The organism is Acinetobacter zhairuonensis (genome assembly GCF_022601715.1).
GTDB lineage: Bacteria > Pseudomonadota > Gammaproteobacteria > Pseudomonadales > Moraxellaceae > Acinetobacter.
Window position 1 is genome coordinate 117,692 of record NZ_JAKVIM010000010.1, and the last position, 23,036, is coordinate 140,727.

26 protein-coding genes are annotated in these 23,036 nt (G+C 41.3%); all 26 read right to left on the reverse strand.

The genetic code is table 11. The features are described from left to right. Window position 1: 1 nt before the first annotated feature. On the reverse strand, window positions 2-1,987 hold the full coding sequence (locus MKI85_RS09860; RefSeq protein WP_241627323.1) for a hypothetical protein: 1,986 nt from the start codon (window positions 1,985-1,987) through the stop codon (window positions 2-4). Next, the gene (locus tag MKI85_RS09865; RefSeq protein WP_241627324.1) at window positions 1,977-2,396 is read right to left on the reverse strand and encodes a hypothetical protein; all 420 of its coding nucleotides are present in this window, start codon (window positions 2,394-2,396) and stop codon (window positions 1,977-1,979) included. Before MKI85_RS09865 ends, MKI85_RS09860 begins: the two co-directional genes overlap by 11 nt. Before the next feature lie 3 nt (window positions 2,397-2,399). Continuing rightward, complete coding sequence (locus MKI85_RS09870; RefSeq protein WP_241627326.1) at window positions 2,400-6,632, reverse strand: tape measure protein; 4,233 nt, start codon at window positions 6,630-6,632, stop codon at window positions 2,400-2,402. 177 nt (window positions 6,633-6,809) lie between these two features. After that, the gene (locus MKI85_RS09875) at window positions 6,810-7,061 is read right to left on the reverse strand and encodes a hypothetical protein (RefSeq protein ID WP_241627327.1); all 252 of its coding nucleotides are present in this window, start codon (window positions 7,059-7,061) and stop codon (window positions 6,810-6,812) included. Window positions 7,062-7,127: 66 nt separating this feature from the next. Beyond that, complete coding sequence (locus tag MKI85_RS09880) at window positions 7,128-7,529, reverse strand: hypothetical protein (RefSeq protein WP_241627329.1); 402 nt, start codon at window positions 7,527-7,529, stop codon at window positions 7,128-7,130. A gap of 9 nt (window positions 7,530-7,538) precedes the next feature. Further along, window positions 7,539-7,826 carry a hypothetical protein gene (locus tag MKI85_RS09885; RefSeq protein WP_241627330.1) on the reverse strand — a complete coding sequence of 96 codons (288 nt, stop codon included), beginning with the start codon at window positions 7,824-7,826 and terminating at the stop codon, window positions 7,539-7,541. A gap of 33 nt (window positions 7,827-7,859) precedes the next feature. Continuing rightward, a complete protein-coding gene (locus MKI85_RS09890) occupies window positions 7,860-8,453 on the reverse strand; it encodes a hypothetical protein (RefSeq protein WP_241627332.1) in 594 nt (197 codons plus the stop codon). Between the two features lie 69 nt (window positions 8,454-8,522). Beyond that, window positions 8,523-9,266 (reverse strand): phage tail tube protein, encoded by a 744-nt coding sequence (locus MKI85_RS09895; protein WP_241627334.1) that lies wholly within the window; start codon window positions 9,264-9,266, stop codon window positions 8,523-8,525. Then, complete coding sequence (locus MKI85_RS09900) at window positions 9,256-9,447, reverse strand: hypothetical protein (RefSeq protein ID WP_241627336.1); 192 nt, start codon at window positions 9,445-9,447, stop codon at window positions 9,256-9,258. Before MKI85_RS09900 ends, MKI85_RS09895 begins: the two co-directional genes overlap by 11 nt. Window positions 9,448-9,455: 8 nt before the next feature. Beyond that, window positions 9,456-9,887, reverse strand: a complete 432-nt coding sequence (locus MKI85_RS09905) for a phage tail terminator protein (protein ID WP_241627337.1) — start codon at window positions 9,885-9,887, stop codon at window positions 9,456-9,458. Further along, entirely contained in the window at window positions 9,880-10,425 is a 546-nt protein-coding gene (locus MKI85_RS09910) for a phage virion morphogenesis protein (RefSeq protein WP_241627339.1), read from the reverse strand. The genes MKI85_RS09905 and MKI85_RS09910 overlap by 8 nt, the downstream gene beginning before the upstream one ends. A gap of 7 nt (window positions 10,426-10,432) precedes the next feature. Then, window positions 10,433-10,873 carry a gp436 family protein gene (locus MKI85_RS09915; RefSeq protein ID WP_241627340.1) on the reverse strand — a complete coding sequence of 147 codons (441 nt, stop codon included), beginning with the start codon at window positions 10,871-10,873 and terminating at the stop codon, window positions 10,433-10,435. An 11-nt stretch (window positions 10,874-10,884) separates the two neighbouring features. Next, window positions 10,885-11,244, reverse strand: a complete 360-nt coding sequence (locus MKI85_RS09920) for a hypothetical protein (protein ID WP_241627342.1) — start codon at window positions 11,242-11,244, stop codon at window positions 10,885-10,887. 10 nt (window positions 11,245-11,254) lie between these two features. Continuing rightward, complete coding sequence (locus tag MKI85_RS09925; protein ID WP_241627344.1) at window positions 11,255-12,331, reverse strand: major capsid protein; 1,077 nt, start codon at window positions 12,329-12,331, stop codon at window positions 11,255-11,257. A 12-nt stretch (window positions 12,332-12,343) separates the two neighbouring features. Beyond that, the gene (locus MKI85_RS09930) at window positions 12,344-12,721 is read right to left on the reverse strand and encodes a hypothetical protein (RefSeq protein WP_241627346.1); all 378 of its coding nucleotides are present in this window, start codon (window positions 12,719-12,721) and stop codon (window positions 12,344-12,346) included. A 3-nt stretch (window positions 12,722-12,724) separates the two neighbouring features. Beyond that, window positions 12,725-13,702 (reverse strand): hypothetical protein, encoded by a 978-nt coding sequence (locus MKI85_RS09935; protein WP_241627348.1) that lies wholly within the window; start codon window positions 13,700-13,702, stop codon window positions 12,725-12,727. 72 nt (window positions 13,703-13,774) lie between these two features. Next, the gene (locus tag MKI85_RS09940) at window positions 13,775-14,575 is read right to left on the reverse strand and encodes a hypothetical protein (RefSeq protein ID WP_241627349.1); all 801 of its coding nucleotides are present in this window, start codon (window positions 14,573-14,575) and stop codon (window positions 13,775-13,777) included. 50 nt (window positions 14,576-14,625) lie between these two features. Beyond that, a complete protein-coding gene (locus MKI85_RS09945; RefSeq protein ID WP_241627350.1) occupies window positions 14,626-15,831 on the reverse strand; it encodes a phage head morphogenesis protein in 1,206 nt (401 codons plus the stop codon). A gap of 47 nt (window positions 15,832-15,878) precedes the next feature. Next, complete coding sequence (locus tag MKI85_RS09950; RefSeq protein WP_241627352.1) at window positions 15,879-16,460, reverse strand: hypothetical protein; 582 nt, start codon at window positions 16,458-16,460, stop codon at window positions 15,879-15,881. Between the two features lie 71 nt (window positions 16,461-16,531). Continuing rightward, entirely contained in the window at window positions 16,532-18,025 is a 1,494-nt protein-coding gene (locus tag MKI85_RS09955; protein ID WP_241627355.1) for a phage portal protein family protein, read from the reverse strand. Window positions 18,026-18,028: 3 nt separating this feature from the next. Continuing rightward, window positions 18,029-19,567 carry a phage terminase large subunit gene (terL, locus tag MKI85_RS09960; RefSeq protein WP_241627356.1) on the reverse strand — a complete coding sequence of 513 codons (1,539 nt, stop codon included), beginning with the start codon at window positions 19,565-19,567 and terminating at the stop codon, window positions 18,029-18,031. Then, a complete protein-coding gene (locus tag MKI85_RS09965; protein WP_241627358.1) occupies window positions 19,568-20,038 on the reverse strand; it encodes a DUF2280 domain-containing protein in 471 nt (156 codons plus the stop codon). Window positions 20,039-20,089: 51 nt separating this feature from the next. Next, complete coding sequence (locus tag MKI85_RS09970; protein WP_241627360.1) at window positions 20,090-20,731, reverse strand: putative metallopeptidase; 642 nt, start codon at window positions 20,729-20,731, stop codon at window positions 20,090-20,092. Further along, window positions 20,691-21,167, reverse strand: a complete 477-nt coding sequence (locus tag MKI85_RS09975; RefSeq protein ID WP_241627363.1) for a hypothetical protein — start codon at window positions 21,165-21,167, stop codon at window positions 20,691-20,693. The genes MKI85_RS09970 and MKI85_RS09975 overlap by 41 nt, the downstream gene beginning before the upstream one ends. 50 nt (window positions 21,168-21,217) lie before the next feature. Further along, on the reverse strand, window positions 21,218-21,820 hold the full coding sequence (locus MKI85_RS09980; protein ID WP_241627365.1) for a hypothetical protein: 603 nt from the start codon (window positions 21,818-21,820) through the stop codon (window positions 21,218-21,220). A 33-nt stretch (window positions 21,821-21,853) separates the two neighbouring features. Then, complete coding sequence (locus MKI85_RS09985; RefSeq protein WP_241627367.1) at window positions 21,854-22,750, reverse strand: hypothetical protein; 897 nt, start codon at window positions 22,748-22,750, stop codon at window positions 21,854-21,856. Window positions 22,751-23,036 lie beyond the last annotated feature (286 nt).

Genomic DNA, 23,036 nt, shown 5'->3' on the forward strand with positions numbered 1-23,036 from the left:
CTTACCCCGCGACATAATTAACAGAAAGATAGAAAGTGTTGTAAACCGTTTGATTCAGTACTGGAGTGATCTGAACAGCACCTGTAGCATAGGTAATCGTGCCTTGAATATTCCCAAAACGATCAACTAGATTTCCCGTACTTGCATTTACCGGGATATCTGTTAGGACGACTGTCCCAGATAAGTTTCTGTACTGATTCAATCCTGAGATAGGATCTCGATTAACGACAGGTATGGATAGCTCAACACTATTTGGTTGAATCGCGGCACCTGTACCGATACTAAAACTCAGTTGTCCATTTGAAGGTGGTACATCAGATACCACTTGTGCCAATGCTGTACCGTAGCTGTAATTAATCGTGAATACTGTGGCTTTCTGCGGCAGCTTATTTGGAACTATACGTCCAGTGCCTGCTGCATAATTGATGGTACCTGTGGCATCACCAGTGAAATGACCTTGTGCATTCGAAATTGCTGTTTTGCTCACCCCATCAAGCAACCATGAAACAGTGACGCTGCTTGCTGCAATTCCTTGCTCATCCAATTCAAATTCAATAGCAGCTGGCAATACAGCTAAATTTGCGCGCTCAAAAGTCGTCATTGGTGAACCCCAAAGCAACAAGATTGGGGTATCTACATCTGGTAGTGCACCTGCCGTAAGCAGCCATGAGCCTGTGCTGTAATTGATCGTACCAGCACCATAAGCATCACTTGATCCTTTTAACTGCCCATAGCCATTGTCTTTCAATGTATAGAACTTGCCTTGTGACATATAAGACACTGTTAAAGAACCAGGTGCAGGAATTGGGACTAAAACACCAGTCCAGTTCGTCGACTGATTGGTCTGTGTCACTGGCACGGCATAAGAATGAAATGGTTGAGTTGGAGCAGCAGCCGGCTTGAACGTAATACTGAGGTTGGCTGAGCCAGTGCCTGCTGATGCAGTCCATTGAATCAAACCACGCTGATAATCAATGGTACCCACCTGAGTGCCATCTGACTTCTTCAATAAACCGCCCTGATCTGTAATCGCATTGCCAAATAAGGTGAATACCAAACTGGATGGCATCACACTTGAACCGATATACAAGTTCTGTGAGGTACCTACGGTAACAGCATAGGCTGCAGTGATAGTACCTGCATTACCTGATACAAGAGCCACACTCTCACTCGAGGCATTTAAATCAACCAGCGGTGTCTCGATCTGTGCCGATGGTACCAACTGTGAAAAAATGCTGGCAGCTTGAATTGTATATTGCCCAACATTGGCATCCTCAGTCACATCAACACTGGCATAGTACTTACCAGTATCAGCCACCAATGTATCCCGAATAATCGTTGTCGATTTATTACCGTTGTACCACTGGGATGCTGACAAACCGACAAAATCACGTTCCAAAGGATCATTAATATCGTACGTCGCTACTTTGTATTCAAATGATTGGTTATTTACTATCAAAATTGCAGTACGGGTTTCCACTTTAGTGATTCGCACATACTGCTCTTGCTGATTTGAAAGCCCCTCATTGGAAACCAGAACAATCGTATCCCCAACATTCGCTTCGATCTCTTGCTTGAACATGGCCACTTGAATGACTTTCATGCCTTGCCATAAGGTGTCCAGAGGAATACCTACAGCTTGCCCACCTTTCGCTAAATAGTTTTCAACGCGGTTCTGCGCAGCAAGACGCTCATCTGTCCAGCTTTCTGTACTGAATAAGAGTGCGGACACATTTGGATCTTTAGGGTTTTCAGAGATAAATACCGTAGCCCCCATCAAAGCATCAGTATCATCAGTTGTCACGGCGGGAAAGATCTTCCGCATCGACACGCGCCCCATGGTGCGGTCCATTTCAGAGACATCGTTGAATAAGTTGTTACTCTGCCCATCAACAATGACTTGCCCTGAATATTTACCACCACCATCATCAGTATCGGTTAAGCGTTCAGACTTGTATAAAACAAGGTTATTCGTCTCAATTGGCATCGCTTAACTCCGTAAATCGCAATGTGACACTGTAAAATTCATTCTCCGAAGCAGCGGGAATCCCCTTAACCGGTTTGGCTTCAATCGCATTCTCAGCATGGTTAAAAATGACGTTAAATTCGCGCTGATCACTGGCATATTCAAATTTCAGTGTGAATTTTTCGCCTTGAAGTGCAGACCAGTCTTTTAAAGTGGATAACATCGATCGCTTAACCCAGCCCATGCCATCAGCTGCAGGCAGTAAAGTAATAGGACGCCCTGACTTCTTTTTGCCTTCCTGAATAATCAGCGTGCCATCAACTGAACGTTCTTGCGTCTGTTCGATCGGCTTCCAATCAAATTCATCCGACCATAAAAAACCGTCCTCTAATGGGACGGTTTCGTTTGTTGATTTGCGTGTAAGTTTCATGTGTTACATACCTTTTTTGAGTCGTTCAAGTTCGCTCATAAATGCATTCATATCGACTTGGGATGACTCATCACCTGAGACTTCCACCGTTTTTCCACCGAGTGACAGGTTGTAAGTGACTGTCTTGGCAGATGGCTGCTCTACAGTAGCTGTCGGTACCGCCACATTCACTTCAGGAGCCAAAGCATTTACTGATGTACTCTTGGTTCCAGACTTTGCGGATCCTTGACCTGCCATATAACGCGCAAGCAACTCATTCACTTTTTGGGTACCGAATGCAGAGGTTTGACCATTGTTCAACAACTTCTCAAATGCCTTAGCGGTGTATTCATCACCACGTGCACGTGCATCCCTTGCCAGATTCTTATCAATTTCCAAACCTTGATTAAGAATGTTCTTGGCAATCTTGGCAGCCTCGGCTTCGTCATATCCCATACCAGATAGCTTGGATTGGATATCCATAACATTGTAAGTCGTGAAATCAGCACCTACACGTTGAGTCTTATTCTCCTTAGCGGCTTTGGATCTGGCATCCATCATCTCGTTCCAGGCTTCGATTGAGCTTTTGGCTTCTTCACGAATCGCTCTACCCATTTCTCGATAAGCATTTACAGCATTACCTGAAACATGCTGAGCATGACGATCTACAGCCCTATTCATTTCTTCATAGGTCTGAACCACCACGTTACCAGTCTCATCAACTTCAACATTCAGGCCAGATTGAGCAGCTTTGGCCTTAGCAGCTGAAATAGTTACCTGATCACATGAAGCGACTGCTGCTTGCATGGTTCGCTCATAGGCCTTTTTCAATTGCTCTGCAGTAGCTTTACCACTTGACTGGATCGTGTTGAAATCAGCTAATGCTGACTGAGCAGCAAGCTTAAGCTGTTCCTTGGTTTTAATACCCAAACGTTCGAATGCTTGCTCAACTGGATCTAGATCATCAGGTAATTGCTGAGTGACACGGCGAATGGCCTCAACGCCAAGTTCAACTTGCTTGGTTGAGAAAACACCTTGTTTTTCAAACTCCAAAAGCTTGGCTTTGGCTGCATCTACCTCAGCAGGGTTCTTCGCTGTTTCTAGCCATTTTACCCATGCTAAATAGGTCGCTTCACCTGCTTCTTTGCCTTTAAGTCCCATCAGCTCAAGGCTATTTGCAAAATTATCCAGTGAAGCTTGTTTTGTTGAGAATCCTTCAGAAACTCGATTCAAAACAATGTCTAAATCCAATCCTAATGCATCTGCAGCTTTACGTCCTGCTGCCAACTTTCCCTCTAAGGAGGCAACAGATTCAACGCTGATGGCCATGGCACTAACAATGACCTTACCAGTACTATCAAACTCGGCTTTTAAACCCTGTGTAGCAAGTTCGGCATTCAGTACCTTAAGCTGAGCCATACCTGCAGAATCAGCTGATTGAATCATTGCTGTAGCAATTGCTTGCGCAGACTCAATCTTTGCATCAGTGATTTTCTGACTTTCAGCTTGATATGCCTTTTCCTTGGCATCAAGTTCAGCTAAGCCTTTGGTGGCTAGATCAATAGATGCTTGGTTACCAGATTTACGAGCATCAAATAATTGCTGCTCCAAGCGAAGACGTTCATCACTAATAGTTTTGTAATCAGCTTTATGTTTTTCCTCTTGGGCTTTCAAGTCATTTAGAGTTTTCTTATTATCTGCAACACGCTCAGCATTTTTCTCTGCTTCTGTCTTGCGCATATCTTCTATAGCGGAAATAGCAGCAGACTTGGTTTCCAAAGCCAGTCTTTTAGCTTCCGCTGCATTCTTTTCAGCCTGAGCAAACAAACGATCTGAAGCATCCTGAGCTTGTTTGGCTAGAGCATCAAACCCAAGAAAGCTCAAAGCTTTTGATTGAAGCGCAGATAAGCCTCCAGATAGGAATTGCAGTCCTGATAACAGCAGTTTTAGTCCAATATTTAATCCAGTTGCCGCATCTGAAACTACGCCTAGCGCAACCCGAAAGACATTAAACAGAGTTGTTAATCCACTTACATCATCTTGTCCACTAAGCAATGCACTGAATAATGGAGAAACAGCATCCAAGACTGATGTGAATGCACTCCAACCAGTTTCAGCAATTCCAGCAAAGCTTGCTACGAGATTCTTAACAGTTTCATAGGTCTCAGCCAAAGTGGTTTTGATTGATTCAATTGTAGAAGGATCTAATTCAGCCAGCTTATTACCAAACCAGTTAAAACCTTCTCCAACATCGTCAAAAAAGACTTTGATAATGCCAAGATTGTCTGCAATAGCTGATAAAGCATTAGCGGCGCCAGCTGATGAACCGCTTGCCTGATCCATCTCACCAATCAATATCCGCCAAGAAGTTGCAATCTTTTGCAGTGCATTTGAAATCGTTGTTGGAAACTGATTGTAAGTCTCTTGAATTGCATCAGCTTGAGATTGAATCGCCTTGATGACTCGCTCTGAAGAAAGCTCACCATTCTCAGCCATCTTACGGAGTTCACCAGTAGTAACCCCCAAACCCTTTGCCAATGCCTCTGCAAGTCCGTAGCCATTCTCCATGATGGAGTTAAACTCTTCTCCACGGAGCACACCGCCCTGCATAGCTTGAATGAATTGCTGTACTGCTGCCTCACTTGCTTGGGCAGAACCACCTCCAATTTGAATCGCCTGTGTTACAGATTTGGTTAAATCAAGAGCTTGCTGCTGAGACATTCCCATATCTTTACTGATGGTATTGATACGAGTGAATAAACTGCCTGTAGCCTCAAGACTAGAATTGGTCATCAAGGCAACTTGGTGAACACCAGCCATTGCCTGATTAAAATTTCCACCCTCACGGGTAGCAATATTGATTCGTGCTGAGAGGTTGGTATAAGTATCAGCGGCTTGAGCTAGCTCATGTAAACCCAAGCCAATACCGATACCACCCATAACACCAATAAGAGCCGTGTACCCACTCTTTAAGGCTCCGATGCCTTTCTGTGCTGTTTGTGCTGCTGAACCGGTCTCTTCAAGTTGGGTATTTGCTTTACCAACTTCTGTTTGAAATTCATTAAACGCCTGCTCAGCTTGCTGCACTTCTTTTTCAAGTTGATCTACTTGACGTTGAGCAATTTCGATGTCCCCAGGCGTAGCCTTGGAATTAGCAAACTCTTGTAGTTTTTGTTTAGCATTTGCCAAATCAGTTTTAAGCATGCTAAGAGCTTTTTCCGATTTAGCTCCTAGTTCTGTAAAATTATTGGCTGTTTTCTTGGCACCATCTCCTGCTTCGCCAATCATCTTGGTAGCACTATTTAGCGATTGAGTTAGCGCATCAGCCAATTTACTCGCATTTTCTGGAATAATATTTGCGATTTGCTCAGATGCTTTAGCGGTAGCAGCTGTTGCAGTATCTGCAGAACTTTTATAGGCCTCAAATGCAAGCTTTACTTGTTTGACGCCAGTCTCAAGTTCTTTAACCTCTCGTTGTGCATTCCCTATGTCAGCAGGTGTAGCATTTGTAGCGGCAAGATAGTTTAGGTGTAATTTGGCTTGCTTAAGGTCTTCCTGAAGGGTTTCTAAAGCTGCTGATCCGTAATCCCCGAACTGTCTAAGATTCTCAGCGCTTAGTTGAGCCTCTCCACCCATTGAATCTAATGACTTAGCGGCAGTGTTCAGTTCAGTTACTAAGCGGCCTACTCGCTGCTGTGTCTCAGATGGTACAATTTCAACAATAGCGTCTTGTACAGCCTTGGCACTCTGTTCAATAGAATCTAAAACAGGCTTGGTTTGACCTTGCAGACCATTGAAAGCAATAGTGACCTGTTTTACACCAATTTCCAGTTCTTTAACTTCTTGCTGTGCCTTAGCAATATCTTCAGGTGTAGCTTTGGTGGCGGATAGTAGATTTAAATGCAACTTAGCATTTTGCAGATCATCCTTTAATCCCTGCAGTGCCTTTTCCCCGTAATCACCTAGTTGTTTTAGGTTCTCTGCACTTACATTTGCATCACCCCCCAAGGATACTAATGCTTGACTAGCACCATGCAACTCACTTACCAACTGCCCTACTTTTTTCTCTACCTCTGACGGAACAGTATTTTTTATAGCCTCAGCTGTAATTTTGCTATCTGCTACAAATTTAGCATTACCATCCTTGATAGATTTAAAAACCTCATTGATGGTTTTTTCAGATTGCTTTGCACTGCTAACAAGCCCCTTGTTGTCTGCATCCATTACCAGCTTAAAAGTTAAATTTTTTCCAGACATAGAAACCTCAAATTACAGGCAATAAAAAACCGACTCGTTTGAGTCGGTTGTTAGACATGTGAGAATTAAATCATTGTGAGTTCCGAATTACTGACAATATTATTACCAACACTGGAATATTTTTAAAATTCTAATTCCAAACTCAGGCTAAATAATGTTGGAGTTGGATATATCTAGTTAAGTAATTTCTGCTTCCATTATTTTCTTTTCTAGAAAATAACTACAAATCAAAATCAAAGCAGTCAACGACAATACGGAAATTTTGTCTTCAGTTGGCACAAAATCATTCACCCCAAAAAGAAATAAATAGACCACAAAAACAATAATATAATATTTTGATCTTAGCGGCTTATCTCTCTTCATAAGTCGACCAATCACCGCAACAATTATAACAATAATTGGCAAAACCAGTTGCTCAATTAAATACATAAATCCCCCTTAAATAGTTTATTTTTATAGAAATAGAGCATAACAACAAAAGTTTAGATGGGAACTTTAATCTTGCATCGAAGTTAATATGCCATTGGTAAAGTACAAATAGCGGCTTTGCCCCCTATACATTCGGTAAACCCACTGCTCACTCACACCGTAAACATTTGTGGTTTTGTTAACCTTGTCTGGATACCCCCAAGTAGACTTTTCTGCTTGTTGAGCAGACATTCCAATTCTAGGTTCAACTCTTGCAGCCCATTCTGCTTTCTGGCGCTCATAGGCTTGTTGCCTTGAAGACTCTTGAGCTTTGGCATTATTGACCTTATCCCTCAGCTCTTTGCTTCCAGCACAAGGCTTTCCTTGATATACAGTCTCGCCACCCAAATTACATGTATAAATCTCAGCAGCAGTAGCACCTTGTAGGACTGATAGAAAAGCTAGGCCTAATAAATATCTCCGCTTCATACCCCACCCTTAAGCATTCCACCATTCAATTTTGACAATCTTTCCACGGCATAACATTACTTTATATACCTGCATATCAACACGATACACATATTCAGTGGCAGCACAGTAAAACTGGCCATCATCAAGTACATAATGTTTTGGTTTAGGCTTGCCCATTTTCTCAATAAGCGCAGCTTCAGTTTGACCAACAGAAACCAAATCACCTGAATTGGTTCTAAAGTTATTTGTCGTACGCTCAGCTGCAAAAACAGTGGTCGAAATAACAGTTAAAGCTAAAATTATAAGTTTTTTCATGAATCCCCCTTTATTCTGCGACCTAGTCTATTTTTATTCTTTTAATTCATCAACAAAACTTTTAAATTGCTTCGCTGCTGCATGATGGGCCATACGAATAATATTAGATTGAGTGGCAATATTCTGCTTTTCACTTTTCACTACTGCTTCTCTATAAAGCTTAAATGCTCCATAGGTCATATTCATGATGCTTTCATGGCTATGGCCATTCGATACCAGCAACTGAAATGAATCAAACCAAGTTGAACCCTGATCGTTTGTTTCAGTTCGCTTCTTACGGCGTTTTGATTTTGGCTCTTTATCAACGAAATAAGGCTGATTAGCTTTCAGAGCTTTTTCCAGTAGTTGAATAAATACTTCCTGATCATGTGCCGTATTTAAGATAGCTTGATGATCCAGATCAGTAATCAACTGAAGCATCACAACACATTCAATCAAATGCTTTTGCATCAATTTATTGAGAATTTCATCTGAATAATCACTCACATTTCCCAGCATATTTTTAATGGGATCGGCTGCACCTACCCATAAGTCAAACTGACTCATCGTAATTTGCCGAACCTCAAGTGAAACATCATCAACTTCTAGGCTCAAGCTACGGTTTGCAGCAATAAAGAAATAATTCATGATGGAATCCTAAAAAACAGGCACAAAAAAGACGCTGATGCGCCTGGTAATCTTTGTGCCTGTAAAACGTTAAGCGGTCACTGAGAAACGATCAATGTGGCCGAAGATACTCAGCTCTGCATCATTTGCCTTGGTAATATCAGCTAGACACTCACCTTCAATGTTATAGCTAGCGAAGTCTTCATGAATTAAGTCAAACTCCGTATCCGGTGAAAGCTCAAGACGCCATAGCGTTACAGCAACCTTATCTCCCTGATAAGTATCAACCCCTTTAAAGAAGAAACGGTATTCACCACCAACGTTATCTGCGATTGTCGTTCGTGTGATTGCTCCAGCAGCACCAGACCATTTCACATCAGTAATTTCTTCATTGAAAATTACAGTTCCAAATACTTCATCCAGAGTGTACTTATCAGCTGTGATTGCCGCATCTGCAGGACCTTTAAATGAAACACCTGTTAGATTGCGAATGCCTAGATCAATCATTTCACCAGCTTTAACCGCACCAATCGCCTGATCCGTAATCGTTGAAGCAGCAACTTGAATAGACTTACCACTCATAACCATTGCTAGGTTTTCTTTGGTTACTTCTTCAAGCGTACCACTGATCGAAACACCCGTTTGTTTACGCAGTACAGCATCTTTGGCACGCATACCTGTTTTAGATTCATAATGATCTGTAGATTCTGAACTGATTTGGAGTTGAAGTTCTGGCATATTCCCCACAGGTAATAATGCAGCAGGCTGACCATTAATCATCTTTGCTAAAAACAATTCCCCTTGTAGGGAAATTAAATTGGGTTTATTCGCCATCAGCTTTTACCTCTTTTGCTGTTTTAGTTGTTGCTGCAAACTTGGTCTCTGAAGTTCCTTTCACTTCTTCAATCACTCCACGCTGCAGTAAGTCTTGGATCTGTGCAGCAGTTAAGCCTCCAACAATATCCCCAGTACGAAAACGCCCGACGGGTTGTCGGGCTTTATATTGCTTGTCCATAGGTTGTCCTATACAAATGTTTTTGATTCAAACACCAAAGTGATATACACACAGGTGGTCGAGTAGTCTTCCTCTATGGCGACTAAATCCAGTGGCCTTACACTTGAATCTGGTTTCCAACCGCACAGAAGTTCCAGAACCTTTTGCGTCAATATCCCTGCTCGGTCCAGCGCTTCAGCACCATTACTCAACTGTGATGCAGCATGCCGCTCAACAATAGTTACTTCCCATTGCTTGGCAAGCATATTGGTCGATGATCGTCCCGCATCATCGACTTTACGTACACGGCGGTAATACACCTGAGCGTTTGGAGTTACCTGTGTGATTTCGGTGATTTTTGCTGAATTGGCAGGTGTATAAATCATCTTAAAGTCAGCAATTTCACTGAGCTTTTCCGCTATTTCAGTACGAACAGCAAAGAAGTTTTGTGCATCACTCATGGCTTAAATGCTCCACAATAATATCCATCACCTCGTTTTCATCGGATTCCGTGAGACCCAAGAAAGGACGGCGAGGCATGTTCACCTTGTATGGCTTGCCCATGGTTTCCTGCATGAAGTTGGATCTAGATTGACGTACAAATCGATTCCCAACGGTACCATCACGACCTTGTCGGAAGTAGGTTCTTCTCATCCGGGCTTCATGATGGATCTCGCCACCGAAATGATGAATAGCTGCATACTCCACGTCAGTTCCAATCTCGACACCATTTGGAAGAACGTTGTGAGTAATGGAGTTCATCAAACGTGATGTATCTCGAAGAGTTGTCCCGCCTTGGCGAGCTACACGACCAGAAATACGCCACTTGCCTTCTAAGCCTTCACCCACCATCCAACGGCGTCGAATGTTGTTTAAGACTGTAGAACCTATCGCCTCAAACAATTGCTGCTTAGTTAGATCAAGCCCTGAGAATCGCTCCAGCGCTTGTACAATTAAAGATTCGCCATCTGCCTGAATGGTGATGCCAATACCAGCCATAAGCACCTCACTTGATGCTAGGCATCATGTCTAAAGTTGCATCACCAAATACACCGCCACGATATGTGCTGCCGATCGGCATCGTTGCTGGTGCATTTACAGGCTTCTCTTCAGTAACTTGGTTTTGATTATCGAGAATGGCCAAGACATTTTTTCCATCCCGCACACCCTTCAAGAACTCTTTGGCATCTTCATAGCGCTTCCGAACTTCTTCGGTAGGCTGCTGAAAGTACAAGCGGTAGCGTGCAATATCACACGCTAATCGTTTTAAATTGTTCGGGGTGCTTGGTAGTGGCAGTGTGTATTTGGCAGCAAGGTAGCTGTCAATTTCTTCACTTGCGTCTTGTATAGCATCTTGCACTGCAGTGCCTGACGAAGGATGCATACTTTCCAGTTGCTCGATTTCATCTCCAAATCGCTTGGTAAGTTCTTCACGGGTTGCATACATGGATCACCTACTTATTTTTCAGTTGGCGTTGCTGCCTTCTTGGCCTCGGCAGTAGCCTTTTTCAAAGCAGCTTCTGAAGCATTTAGCGATTTTTCCAAAGCTTCAACCTTAGCTTTCAGCTCTGCGACTTCTGCATCAGCTTGGGTTTTACCAGCAATTAGAATTTCTTCATTCGCTTTCAGCTCTGCGACTTCTGCCGTAAGACTTGCTAACTGAGCTGCGGTACCATCAGCCTTAGGCTCCTTGGGCGCTTGATATTCTTCAATAGCCCCAGATGCTAAAAGGGCCTGAATGCGGTCATCATTCAAGCCCTTGATTTCATCACCCGGCATAAACTGCCCGATGGATTGCTTTGCAATGTACTTTGGCATCTAAGCCTCCTTAAACAATAAATCCAGTACCACCACATACGCCATTTTTGTTTGATGGCGCGGCAAGTGGAGCAGATTCTGTCATTAAGAAAATCCCACTTGGATCTTCGTTATACCATTGGCGGTCAAAGTACTTCTGAACAGCACCATTCGCTAACATGTTCTTGATTTTGCACTGAGCAATAGAACCATTGAGATCTGAAATCGCCCCAAAATAGTCATCAGGAATAAAGCGTTGTACACCAGATGATAGGCGGTATGTAGCATCGTATACCCATAACTCTTTTTCATCCAAGTAACCTTTGAATGATGCCCCCTCTTGAACATTCAAGCTTGGCTTGTATGGTACAGCGATACCTGCATAAGGCTTAACAAAACGTTCTTTGAACTCTTCATCGGCTGATAATGCGATCCAAACCTTTCCAGACATCAAGTAAGCTTTTGAACTACCACCATTAGCATCCAGCAGGAGTTTTTCAATTGTTTCAATATCCGTTACAGGCTTAGCACCTGCTTGGTTCCAAGGAGTTAACGGTGTAAATGTGAGTGACGCATCGCGCTCATAATCAACTAAGTTGTATTCATAATCATCTGATTGAAGAACACACTTACCGTTAAGCAAAAGCTGAGTGGCCATTAACAAAACCGAGTTATCAATTGCATCATGGTTTCGTTTCATTACAGCGATCTGTGCAATCATCATCTTTTCTTGATCAGACAATTGCTGACTACCTGTAGAGATGATACCCGCAGTACGCAAACGCTCCATTAGGGCTTCATCAAATGCTGTTGCAGGACTCACCATATTTTTAGGCTTGTAATAAGCTGGCTGTACGAATTCCACTTTAGCAGCACGTTTAGTATCAAAAGGCTTACCAGGTTGATGTGGTGAAACCAGTGGCGCCAAATCATGCACTGTATTGATTTCTGCTAATGGCACTTCATCGCGATCGAATGATGGGCGATTCGGGAAGAACTTATCTAAAAGCCAAGTATCCATTGGCTTGTAATTCGTATGAATTAACGCAAGCTCACCAACATCAAGTAGCTCAAGTGGTGCGCCATTAACTGTAAATGACTGAGGCATGTTTTAAAGTCCTTATACTTTTGAAAGTTCAATGTTGTTTAGGGTTGCCTTCGCACGTGCAGCATCGTACTTAGCGGTTACAAGATATTCACCAGAGAGACGAATAGCCTCAACGCTAAAAACACCGCCGAAGTAGATCGGAAGCTCTACACCATCAGCCGCCATTTGTGTAGCTTCGACAGCTGTCACATCACGACCACAGATCACTTGCCAAGTTTTTTCATCTGCAGCGAGATCAACCACATTTGCATCCGACAAAGTCAGCAAATCACCAGCCTTATAAGCCTTGGCAGCGGTAATCTTTGCATTAGCACGGCGCAACTTTTCAACATCCAGAATGAATGGTCGTGTTTCGCGGGTCACGCTCCCTAAATATGTCTTTCCGCTCATGAATTAAGCCCCTTTGTTTTGTGATGCGAATGCTTGTGCACCAGATGTGAAACGATGCTGTTCATTGCAGTTACCACCTTGCCCCGGCTGACCACCCTGACCACCAGTAGCTTGATGGCTAAACAAGTGCTGTAAGTGAGCTGGAACTGTATTGGTTTGTTGTTGCTGACCTGCAGGTGCTGGGGCAGGTTGCTGACCTGAGAACTGTTTTAATTGTTGTGACATGAAAGCAAATGAAGCATCATCCATATCGGTATACGATTTCTTTTCATCAGCACTGAATTGCTTATTCAAAGACGTTTCAAGCAACTTAATGTCTTCTTCACGCTTATCCGCTTTGAACTTTTTCAGCTCATTCTGCGCGGCATCACGATCATCTTCTGCTTTTTTCTGTGCGGCTTTCGCCTGTTCGAGTTCGGTCACGTCCGTTTCCTCTTTGGTTGGGTTTGGATTAGCTTTGCCTGAGAAGGCTTTGATTGATGTATTGCGGTCAGCACCTGTAGAACAGATCGTGAACTCACGAATACGGTTTTGTCGGAATACTGTGACTGGGCCTTCGAAAGTCTGACCATTCACTACAACTTGTTTACCTTGAGCTACCTCTTCGATAGAACCTGGATCAATCATCATGGACATCTGAAATGGAAACCCATCGTCAGAATCCTGTACGATTTCTTGTGCCTTGGTATTGGTTAGGAAGTCTCCCGATACATTGATTTTTCCATTGGTATCGACTTCTCGTACCACGCCGATTCGACTTGAACTAAAGTGTTCTTCAAGCAATGCTGTAGGTCGATCAATCTCAATACCATCAAGGTCGAACACAACTCCTGAACGCCCCCAGTACCAATGACCATCGACTCGCCCACCAGCGTAAGCAGTACCATTAAATTTCCGCTTTTGCCCTTCTTCTGCTTTAGGCACCTCAATGGCTGATGCATTGAACAAGTACTTCAAGCGTTCTTCATTTTGTTCTGGCATTTTCATGCTCCATAAAAAAACCGCCCCAAATGGAGCGGCTTGTTAAGTCTAGAATTTAAAATATTGAAATATCTATGCAGTATTTTTTTCTATTAAATCCTTGTAATACTCTACAAATTTAATTGTAGCGCTATCAATTAACTCAGAATCCAAATAATCCTCACCGCCTATCATTTCTTTTCTAGCTGAAACACTGAATTTTTTAGATAGTCTAGAAATTTTTGGGAAATATTCACCCATTTTCAATAATATTTCTTTCGATTTTTCAACTTTAGAGGCATGTAAATTATTAATATCTGAAAATATCTCTGCTCTACGTTCCATTTGTTTTTTTAATGTGATTTGATGTTTTTCATATCTTTTTACACTTACCTCATCAGATTCATAATTTAACTGCATTAAGCTAAGGATCCTATCTATTTCGGCAGTATGTTTATCAGAAAAATGCTGTTTTATCTTTATATTATTATCGATTTCAACAATTTCATCTGACATTTCCTTTATTTCTAAATACAAATATGTATAAAAGTCTATCAACTCACTTACTAAAAGTGTAATTTCCTTATTACCAACCAAAACCACCCTATTCATTGCTATTAAAAATGTATTATATGCATCATTATCCTCTATCGATATGGTTAAGGGATTTGCTAATCCACCTATTGCCTTATTAATTTTAATGAACTCATCATTAGCGGTGAACAAAATATCTTTTTTAAGAGTATGAAGCCTCTCCTTTTCTTTTATGTCCAAATCAAACTCTAGTCGTTTAGTATTTTCTTTAGAATTATGTCTATTTGCAACATAAACCCCTAGTAACGTAAATAATGACGTAAGGGCTGCAATTAAAAGCGCTGAAACACTCTGATCCATAAACTAAGCCACACAATTAAAATTAAAGATAATTTACAATGAAATTAATATTAATTCATAAATACTCTCAATGCATAAACCATCTTACCTTCCACCATTTCCACTGAAATCACTTCAAACGACAACCCCATTTCAAACAGCACACCTTGCCCTGCATTGAGCTTTTCAAGATCAATGCCTAAGCCTTTAGCATTCTCGATCTGAATCACAATATTTGATTGTGCTACTGTAAGCAGTAACGGCGAATCCAAGGTGATAACTTTGCCCACTTCAAGCGAAGCCGCATTTGCCAGTGTTGTGGATCCTGTGACAACATCTAAGGTATTTGCTGATATAGACTGAATCTTGGCCATATCATCCGTTACCCAACGCTTAAGCACCTCCTCTGCCAATGAGATAGTAGGCTTCTGAACATAAGCTGTTAATGCGGCATCATTCCCCTGCACATAATCCACCAGCGTCTTGATCGCACTTGGTCTAAGTGTCGGATCAAGTGGTACCACTGTGTCTGCAATCGTGTTGAATAGATCCCGACTGGAATCATTCATTGGAGATAACAGGCTCATCAATTTCTTACTTGCAGTCCATTCGGCCTGAATTGCTTGTTTCTGCTCGAGCAGATATTCCTTATCGAGAATGGAGTCAGTAATCTTCTGATCTACTACGTCCTGCATCTCACCATAGGTCAAAGGACTGGTAGACCATCCCATATCTGCAGCGACTTGAGGCAAGTCTTCATCAGAAGTAATGCCAAGCTTTTGAGCTTCTTTCTCAGTCAATGCAATCACTGTACATCGGCACATGAATCCCCACGGCGGGTAATACAGCAACCAAAAAGGATCATCGATGTGTCTGATGATTCGATTCAATGCCAAATGACTCGGACGCACCCGCGTGTCATCAATCGCTGAGTACATCAAATAAGGTCGTTTTGCCTTATTCTTTTGCTGCTGTTGCCAACGTCCGTGGCCATAAGCCGTCTGGATATTGGTGCGGAATACATTCTTGAGATAATACTTGCTCAGCACAATCTCGTTTTCTTCAACCAACTTCTGGAAGTCGTTGAATGTTCCGCCTTCAGCCAAGGTTTTATTCAGCGATTTAATGACGGTCTCAACCTGCTCAATACCAGACAAAAAACTCACTGTAGTCGCCAATTGCCGTGTGTTGAGATCCATTGAGTAGAACTCATCAGGCAATACGATTTTACGAGACTGAGCGAAATGCAGAGCCTCTAAGAACGTAACAGGTTGCATATCATCACCCATAAAAAAAGCAGCTTATAAGCTGCTGATTTACCTGATTACTTCACTAACCGTTTCAAGTCAGTCAGGTTTAAAAACCAATAAAATAAGAGCAACCAAAAGCAAAATATTGGTGAGATTAAAATGAGGTAACCAATACCTATTACACTCTTACTTATATAAAAGTTCGAAGCCATATAGTTAATAAACCAACTTCCCAAAGACATGCATGCTAGGAAAATGAAGGCAAAGAAAACCAACGAAAAGAGCGCCATGAAAACTTCTTTGGAGTAAGTTTTCATATTTAGATCTAATTTAGTAATTCTTCCACTTTCATCAGTCGTCTTAATAAGAACTTGATCCCAAAATCCTACAATGGGTGCAATAACTTCAAAGTTTATAAAATTAGGATGTCTAAAATAATAATCAACTAAGTCGTAAGATGCTAAACCATTGCCTGTTAACTTTTGAGCTGCTGAATTCTTTCTTGCTCTTTTTTCGTCGGAAGACATATCCTTATTAGATTCAATTTCAGAAATCTCAGTAAAGTATTCCAATCTACGCTTGGCCCTATCTTCTGATTTAGCAAACTTATCCTTACGGCTAATATAAAGTTCTATTAACTTTGTAAGATCAATCATTACCACCCCAAGTTTATTTTCTTATAAAGTGGTAATGATTCTAATGACTTATGTACCAAAAGTAACGCGGTTCATTTATCCCCACTTGCCATGACGTACCCCAGCACATCAGCTGCATACAATGCCATTTCTAGATTGGCCGTAAATTGGCTTTCACTTGCACCTGGCATCAGCCGCATAAGATTGAATGCTAAATCCTCAGGCGTCTCACTGGACTGAATCAGCTCATTCACTTGCTTCTGCTCCAGTAAATCAATTGATCGCTGACCATCTGTAAGTTCTTCAACTTCTTGCTGCTCTGGTGAAAGTTTCTTGGTACTGGCTGCAAAGCTAAAGGCTCTTTGTGGTAAGGCCTTAAACTGTGACGGCACGGCGTTTTGAGGTGCATCCGCAACATCGCCATCCTGTAAGCCATACTCTCTCAGAAAGTACTGATTCGTCAGATTTGCACCCGCATTCTTCAGCTTCACATCACGATCAGCCTTAGAGGCATTTAAGGATTTCTCATCCCCAATGACGATGATGTGACGCTCCCAGTTATTCAATGCACAAATCGCATCAATCATGGCTTGGATAGTCGAGGTAATCATCCGAATATCAGCATCAACTTTATTGTTCTGAACCTCTAAGTGAACCTCACCCAAAGCTCTTGATCCTGCTCCATCTGTACCACTCGTTAAGGTTTGGCCAAGCACAAGCTTTTGAATGCTTCGCTCAATTTTCTTGTCAAAACTCTCAAATGCTGTTGATCCACCATTACCATTTGATGATGCCGAAACAATATCAACGTCTTCATCAGGATTAAGTGAAAGTACCGAACTCGCATGTGCATTTAATAATGCTTTGAGCATAGCCGGCACATTCTTAGACTTGCCCTTTAATATTGGATTACCAAAGCGCTCTACGAACTTCGCCCAATACTTTGTGGTTCCATTTTTAAAGAACCACAACCAGTAGAGTCGGCTAAATAAAGCTTCGCCATAAGGGTTTTCAAAACTTGGTTTACATTGAGTCAAGAAATGCTTGAACTGTTGATTGCAATCAATGTCACGGCGCTGATCATTATAGTTTTGCAATAACATCAATCGCCCATCATTCTTAGGCTCAAACCACTGCATTGGCTTTTTACCTACCCATTGCCAGCCAATGAATGTGGTGATGTTGGGGCCTTCAATGAATAACGATGGATTTTCTGGTTTGGAATAAACAGCCTCAAGGACCGAATAGCCATACCAACGTGCATCTTGTGTGCCTAACACCAGCTCAGACCACCACTTCTTAAGCTCACTACTAATGATTTGAGCAGCTAATCCTTCCGATGGTTCTAACCGAAATGGAGCAGATTCAAGCTTATCCTGGCGCTTCTCAATACACTGATAGATCTCTTCATCGTACATAAGTACTGATAATCGATGACGTGGTACACCCGCTTTTCTTAACACCTCATCCAGATCAGGCATGCGTGTCAGAAAGTTTAGAAATGCCATTTCAGCTTGCTGCGAATACAAATGACCCCCAACAGATTGGGGGCCATTCGATTCTTTCTTTTTGTCTTTCTTTGCCATAACTTAACCTGTCATTGGTTCTTGATAGTTCTGCATCACTGTTGCTTCTTCAACTGCATCGATCAGCGTATCTACTTGGTCATCGTGATCTTGTGTCATCGCTGCATTGAAGGATTCACACTCTTCAATAAATGCCGCAATCCACGGCGCATTGGTTGGCAGTAATACAAAGCGATCATCTGGTCTATTTTCAAAGTCATTTTCGAGTGGCACCTGAATATCCATAAAGCGTGTCAGCTTGTCTGTGCTTCGCTGTACTGGAATGACTGGCACACCAGCATAAGTACCAAGGTTTTGAATCAACTGAGTACCATGCGCTTTATCCTCGACCTTCATCCAGCGTATAGGTCTAGTCTCATAGGTATAGTCCTTATGCTTATCAATGAAAGCTTTGGCTTGCCTATTCATTTCTGGCGCTTCCCATTTGCCACGAAGCAAGTCAATCAAATACAGCTTCCCATCGTTGCCCAGTCCAACCAAAAGAAACACGGTAAAGTCGTTGTGCTCTTTGATCTTCTGGGCTGTATCAACATAGATCGCACGCCACTGTAATGGCGGTAAGTACTTATAAGATCCAAACCACTCAGCCTTGATTAAGTCACCACCCAGTTTCTTCGGATTTTGCATATACTGGCTACTGAAAGTATAGCGGGATACCGTAGCACCCTCTTTATCTTGTCCACCTTTTTCAAGCTGCAGTAAAGATCTTAGAGTCTCTTTCTGAGGCCAGTAACTTTGACGTCCTTTTTCATCTTGCTCCACATCCCGAGGTACTAAGCGCTGAATATGATCGGGCAATGTCTCTATGTAAGCTTCATCAATCAATGCAGGTATAGAAACCTGTTCCCAGTCTCCAGGCAAATTGCCAGTCATCACAAAGTTCGTTGGATCTTCAACGTGTAGTCTTTGCATGATCATAATGATTGGTGTGTCAGACTTGGCTTTACGTGAGTTCACCGTATTTAGAATTTTACGGTTTGCAGAATCTCGTTTGATCTTACTAAAGGCATCCTCAGGCTTAAGTGGATCATCGATGATGATACAACCCGTAAAGCCTTGTTCAGCTAAGGTACCTGCACGGCGACCAGTAACCTGACCACCCATGGAAGCAACGTAGATATGCCCTACATCATAATCATCTACAGTAATCTTCCATTCTTTCTTTGAGTCAGTGCTATTCGATACCTGTAGATTCCACATCGCTTGGAAGTCTTTAGACTTCACAATGTCACGTGCTGTATCAGATACCCCTTCGACCAAGGACTGTGAGAAAGACAAATACAGGAAGCGAGAACGAGCATTAAGCGCAAGCCCTCGTGGTATCAAGTTTGTCGTTAATTCAGTTTTACCTGCACCAGGAGGAACGTTAATCACCAAGTTGGCAATATTGCCCTTGATTACCTCATCGATGAGCCATGCAACGTATTGGTGGTGCCAATTCACCATGAACTTGAAACCCATTCGAGGCTTAAAGAATCTTCGTGTGAAATATAAATGCTCATCCTCACACAGCTTTTTCTCTACCTGTGTTTGTAGATCCATTTAGTATTCCTCTTGGGCTTTCCTCACAGCTTCATTTACTTGCTCTTGGGTTGCTTGAACGGTCGTAGTTTGTAGTGGCCCACCATCAGCGCCAGTGATTTCTATCTTCTTTTCGTAAAACCCTTTGATGATTTTTTGGATCTGATCTGAGAGTTTGATTGCATCTCGCGTATTGTTTTTTTTCTTCATTAAAAGATCACTGAGAATTTTTAACTGAACAATGTCATTGGCACCTTCAATGTTATAGATCGGCTGCTCGATATAAATCTTGCGCGCCACATTAAACAGATCAACAAATTCTTGTGATAAATCCGCACCAGCCACTTTAGTTGGGTCGTAAGTCTCCACCTGCTGAGGTGATACATCAATGTTGAATTTTTCCTTGATCTCCCCCACAACTTGAGTGGGTGTCATAAATTGTGCAAGTGACCGTACAATAAAGACTTTTTCAGCTTTTTTTAGTCTTGCCATAACTCACCATCCATCAAGGTACATCAAGGTAAGTGGGCAAAAAAATTTAAACTACCCGATCAAGCAGGTCCCACAACACGCAGCAATATTCTTCTCTGATACAAACGGCGCTTGCTTAGCGACCTCAACAAGCCTTTTCACGTTCTCGCTTGCTCCCCAGCGTTTGACCACACCAACAAACTCTTCTACATCATGAGCGGCCAAGTGATGCTTCGGCAGTCCTGTATGGTCGCTATACATAATGTCGCCATCTTCATCACGCTCAACACCAATGTGATAAAGCTCATGCTCGATCAAAGCACAGAAGTCACGATCATTTGAGTTTTCGCAAAAGCTTGCATCAATTGTAATGAGATAAACTGGCACATAACCAAACCAGTCACGCATCTGTTGTTCCTGTCGTGCTTTCTTCCAGCCACCTTGATTGAACATCACCTTTTCACACTGACCTAATACCATGCGTTTCTTTGCCATACATGCTGATGAAGCCCAAGCAAATGCTAAGAATGTTTCGTCATCGTGAATCAGCTCAGCAATATGGTCATGATCTGGATTATGAAGTTCACCACCAAGCGTTAAGAAGTTTTGAATCACCCAGTCTTTTAATTCCACGGCGGGCGCTAAGCGAATAGCGTCTTCTTCCTCCGCCTGATCAATCAGATCCGTCGGCGGGAATGGTCTGATCTGGTCCATTAAACAAATGCCTCTTTAAATTTTTAAGCCACTGGCTCGCATGAATCGCATCGATTTGTAGTGGTCCACTTTCATCAAGCTTGTAACGTGGGCAAGACTCTAAACGTACAATCGTAAAACCCATTTCAACGGCATGATCATATCGATCTAAACTCCATGCCTTATTCGCTAATTTTCCACGGCGTCCACCTGACCAGGGACCACCAGATATTTCAACTAAGATTCGATGCTCAATGAGGTGAAAATCAAAACACCAATTCTTGGTAGATTTGAAGTGAAATTTTTTCTCATACTTGATTTCTAAGACTTCTAAAGCCTGCTGAAAGTCTTCTTCAGCTTCTAAATATTTCTGTTTTGCCTTAGGCAATGGTTTAGATCGTGGCTTTGTTTTCGGTGGGCGCTTTTTAGTTATCCAGAAGTAGTCTTTTTCATTCATAAATTACGCCCAATAAAAAAACCACCATAAGGTGGTTTATATTGTTTTAACTACGTGGTCAACATCACATGCATTCTCTTAACTATCATTAAAATATTTAAAAAAAGAGTCGTGACTGCTAAAACAATAAAAAATACAACAACTTTCATTAACACGCAAACATTCGTAACTATTAAATAATCACCTAAGTTTGAATACGCTAAACACATTAAAACCAAAAATAGTGATACAACTATAGAGAAACTAATATTAAAATATAACTCTTTTAAAAGAGTCTTTTTGGTTTCATAATTTTCGTCAAGATTTTTATTAAAAATATAGGAATATGCAGGAGATTTACTTAAGTCTGGATTTTTATCTAGCTCTTCCTTGAAAATTAGATATTTTTCGTAATGTTCATCAATTTTATTTTCTTGATCAAAGATTAATACTAAGACTGATAATAAAAGTGCTGTAAAGATTGATCCAAAATTCACCAACAATGAAATTGTATCATTTGAGACTTTAGAAATAAAGAAAACCGATAATGTGCTAAGCGTAAGGGGAAGAATAAAAAAAGTTAAAAAATCAAAAAAGTTAAATGAACCATCTGAATTTCGCAAGGAAAACAAATGTCCTTCAATAATAGATAATACATCAATTTTTTTACTCATTTCCCCCCCTTAAATTATAAAAAAACTGACAGGTCACTTAAAGTCAGATTGAATATCTTCACACCATTTTAGAATGCTAGCTAACTGAGGATTCCCACCCTGTAATTTTAGATCATCAGGGGCTTCAATGATACAAATATCATTTGTTACATTTGCCCCCATACGTATTTTTCTTTTTTTTCCATTAGCTTGAAAAGTCGCAGTAATATTTTCATAATCTTTTTCAAGCACTTCTAATAACTCAGATTGAGGGGTGCCATCTTTATCGAAATCAGACCACTTTCCAAAACTACCACTGATCGGGGGCTTGATAGTTACAATTGTTTCAGCATTTGGGGTAATTTTCTTAACTTTATCGGCAATATCTGATGCAATACTTTTAGGAACAGCTTTGATTTCTTTGGCAACAGCACTACGCCATAATTGCAATGCTTTTTTGTATGGTGCAGGGTTGACCTGAAATCTTCGATTTGGGATCTTTTTTTCACACTGAGCATTAATCATCTCTGTAAAAATCGTTTTAACCCCAGAATTTCGCACGCTATGTAGTAAAACCAAACCTTTTGGTGAGTTTTTCGGAATAAATAAATATACGAAATGAGGAATCATCTCCACATGATTCTCAGTTTTATCATAAGCATGTGAGCCATCATGGGCATTTAAAATAGTATTTGCTATCCCATAATCCCCACTGCAAATCCAACCATAAATTCTTCTATTTTTCAGGTCAAATTTAAACCCCTTAAACTGAATAGAATTTTTTTTATCTTTATGACTAACAATTGCCAATTTTTGTACATCTTCAATCCAATTTTTAATAAAATCGAAGGCATCAATTTTACCACCATCTAGTGATCCTAAATTCGGGTATCCTGCTTTTCCATTGATTTTATCAAACATCGAAATTTTATATGGATAAATTGTATGCATTTTAAAGTTTCATTTATATATTTCCCCATTTTCAATATTAGCAGGAAATTTACAAATTTACATAACTGAATTCTATTTAGCTGAATCTTGATGTACAAAATAAAAAGCCCATCTGTTGGATGAGCTTTTCAATATTTAGTGAATTACTATAACTTCGCCCACTATAGCAGGAATATGCCATATGCCTTGTACAAGGTCAAGAATTCCTCATTCTCAATTTGCACTTCTAATCCTGCTTTTATAATATCCAACCACACATCATTAAACCTAAATCTAATGTCAGAAC

Excerpts from the sequence above, each read along its gene's own strand:
- MKI85_RS09890 (WP_241627332.1), bottom strand. The coding sequence starts at position 8,453 with ATGAATTATTTCTTTATTGCTGCAAACCGTAGCTTGAGCCTAGAAGTT.
- MKI85_RS09905 (WP_241627337.1), bottom strand. The coding sequence starts at position 9,887 with ATGAGTGATGCACAAAACTTCTTTGCTGTTCGTACTGAAATAGCGGAA.
- MKI85_RS09985 (WP_241627367.1), bottom strand. The coding sequence starts at position 22,750 with ATGCATACAATTTATCCATATAAAATTTCGATGTTTGATAAAATCAAT.
- MKI85_RS09865 (WP_241627324.1), bottom strand. The coding sequence starts at position 2,396 with ATGAAACTTACACGCAAATCAACAAACGAAACCGTCCCATTAGAGGAC.
- MKI85_RS09980 (WP_241627365.1), bottom strand. The coding sequence starts at position 21,820 with ATGAGTAAAAAAATTGATGTATTATCTATTATTGAAGGACATTTGTTT.
- MKI85_RS09920 (WP_241627342.1), bottom strand. The coding sequence starts at position 11,244 with ATGCCAAAGTACATTGCAAAGCAATCCATCGGGCAGTTTATGCCGGGT.
- MKI85_RS09915 (WP_241627340.1), bottom strand. The coding sequence starts at position 10,873 with ATGTATGCAACCCGTGAAGAACTTACCAAGCGATTTGGAGATGAAATC.
- MKI85_RS09885 (WP_241627330.1), bottom strand. The coding sequence starts at position 7,826 with ATGAAAAAACTTATAATTTTAGCTTTAACTGTTATTTCGACCACTGTT.
- MKI85_RS09975 (WP_241627363.1), bottom strand. The coding sequence starts at position 21,167 with ATGAATGAAAAAGACTACTTCTGGATAACTAAAAAGCGCCCACCGAAA.
- MKI85_RS09970 (WP_241627360.1), bottom strand. The coding sequence starts at position 20,731 with ATGGACCAGATCAGACCATTCCCGCCGACGGATCTGATTGATCAGGCG.
- MKI85_RS09930 (WP_241627346.1), bottom strand. The coding sequence starts at position 12,721 with ATGAGCGGAAAGACATATTTAGGGAGCGTGACCCGCGAAACACGACCA.
- MKI85_RS09935 (WP_241627348.1), bottom strand. The coding sequence starts at position 13,702 with ATGCCAGAACAAAATGAAGAACGCTTGAAGTACTTGTTCAATGCATCA.
- MKI85_RS09950 (WP_241627352.1), bottom strand. The coding sequence starts at position 16,460 with ATGATTGATCTTACAAAGTTAATAGAACTTTATATTAGCCGTAAGGAT.
- MKI85_RS09955 (WP_241627355.1), bottom strand. The coding sequence starts at position 18,025 with ATGGCAAAGAAAGACAAAAAGAAAGAATCGAATGGCCCCCAATCTGTT.
- MKI85_RS09900 (WP_241627336.1), bottom strand. The coding sequence starts at position 9,447 with ATGGACAAGCAATATAAAGCCCGACAACCCGTCGGGCGTTTTCGTACT.
- MKI85_RS09895 (WP_241627334.1), bottom strand. The coding sequence starts at position 9,266 with ATGGCGAATAAACCCAATTTAATTTCCCTACAAGGGGAATTGTTTTTA.
- MKI85_RS09880 (WP_241627329.1), bottom strand. The coding sequence starts at position 7,529 with ATGAAGCGGAGATATTTATTAGGCCTAGCTTTTCTATCAGTCCTACAA.
- MKI85_RS09925 (WP_241627344.1), bottom strand. The coding sequence starts at position 12,331 with ATGCCTCAGTCATTTACAGTTAATGGCGCACCACTTGAGCTACTTGAT.
- MKI85_RS09940 (WP_241627349.1), bottom strand. The coding sequence starts at position 14,575 with ATGGATCAGAGTGTTTCAGCGCTTTTAATTGCAGCCCTTACGTCATTA.
- MKI85_RS09965 (WP_241627358.1), bottom strand. The coding sequence starts at position 20,038 with ATGGCAAGACTAAAAAAAGCTGAAAAAGTCTTTATTGTACGGTCACTT.
- terL (WP_241627356.1), bottom strand. The coding sequence starts at position 19,567 with ATGGATCTACAAACACAGGTAGAGAAAAAGCTGTGTGAGGATGAGCAT.
- MKI85_RS09870 (WP_241627326.1), bottom strand. The coding sequence starts at position 6,632 with ATGTCTGGAAAAAATTTAACTTTTAAGCTGGTAATGGATGCAGACAAC.
- MKI85_RS09860 (WP_241627323.1), bottom strand. The coding sequence starts at position 1,987 with ATGCCAATTGAGACGAATAACCTTGTTTTATACAAGTCTGAACGCTTA.
- MKI85_RS09910 (WP_241627339.1), bottom strand. The coding sequence starts at position 10,425 with ATGGCTGGTATTGGCATCACCATTCAGGCAGATGGCGAATCTTTAATT.
- MKI85_RS09945 (WP_241627350.1), bottom strand. The coding sequence starts at position 15,831 with ATGCAACCTGTTACGTTCTTAGAGGCTCTGCATTTCGCTCAGTCTCGT.
- MKI85_RS09875 (WP_241627327.1), bottom strand. The coding sequence starts at position 7,061 with ATGTATTTAATTGAGCAACTGGTTTTGCCAATTATTGTTATAATTGTT.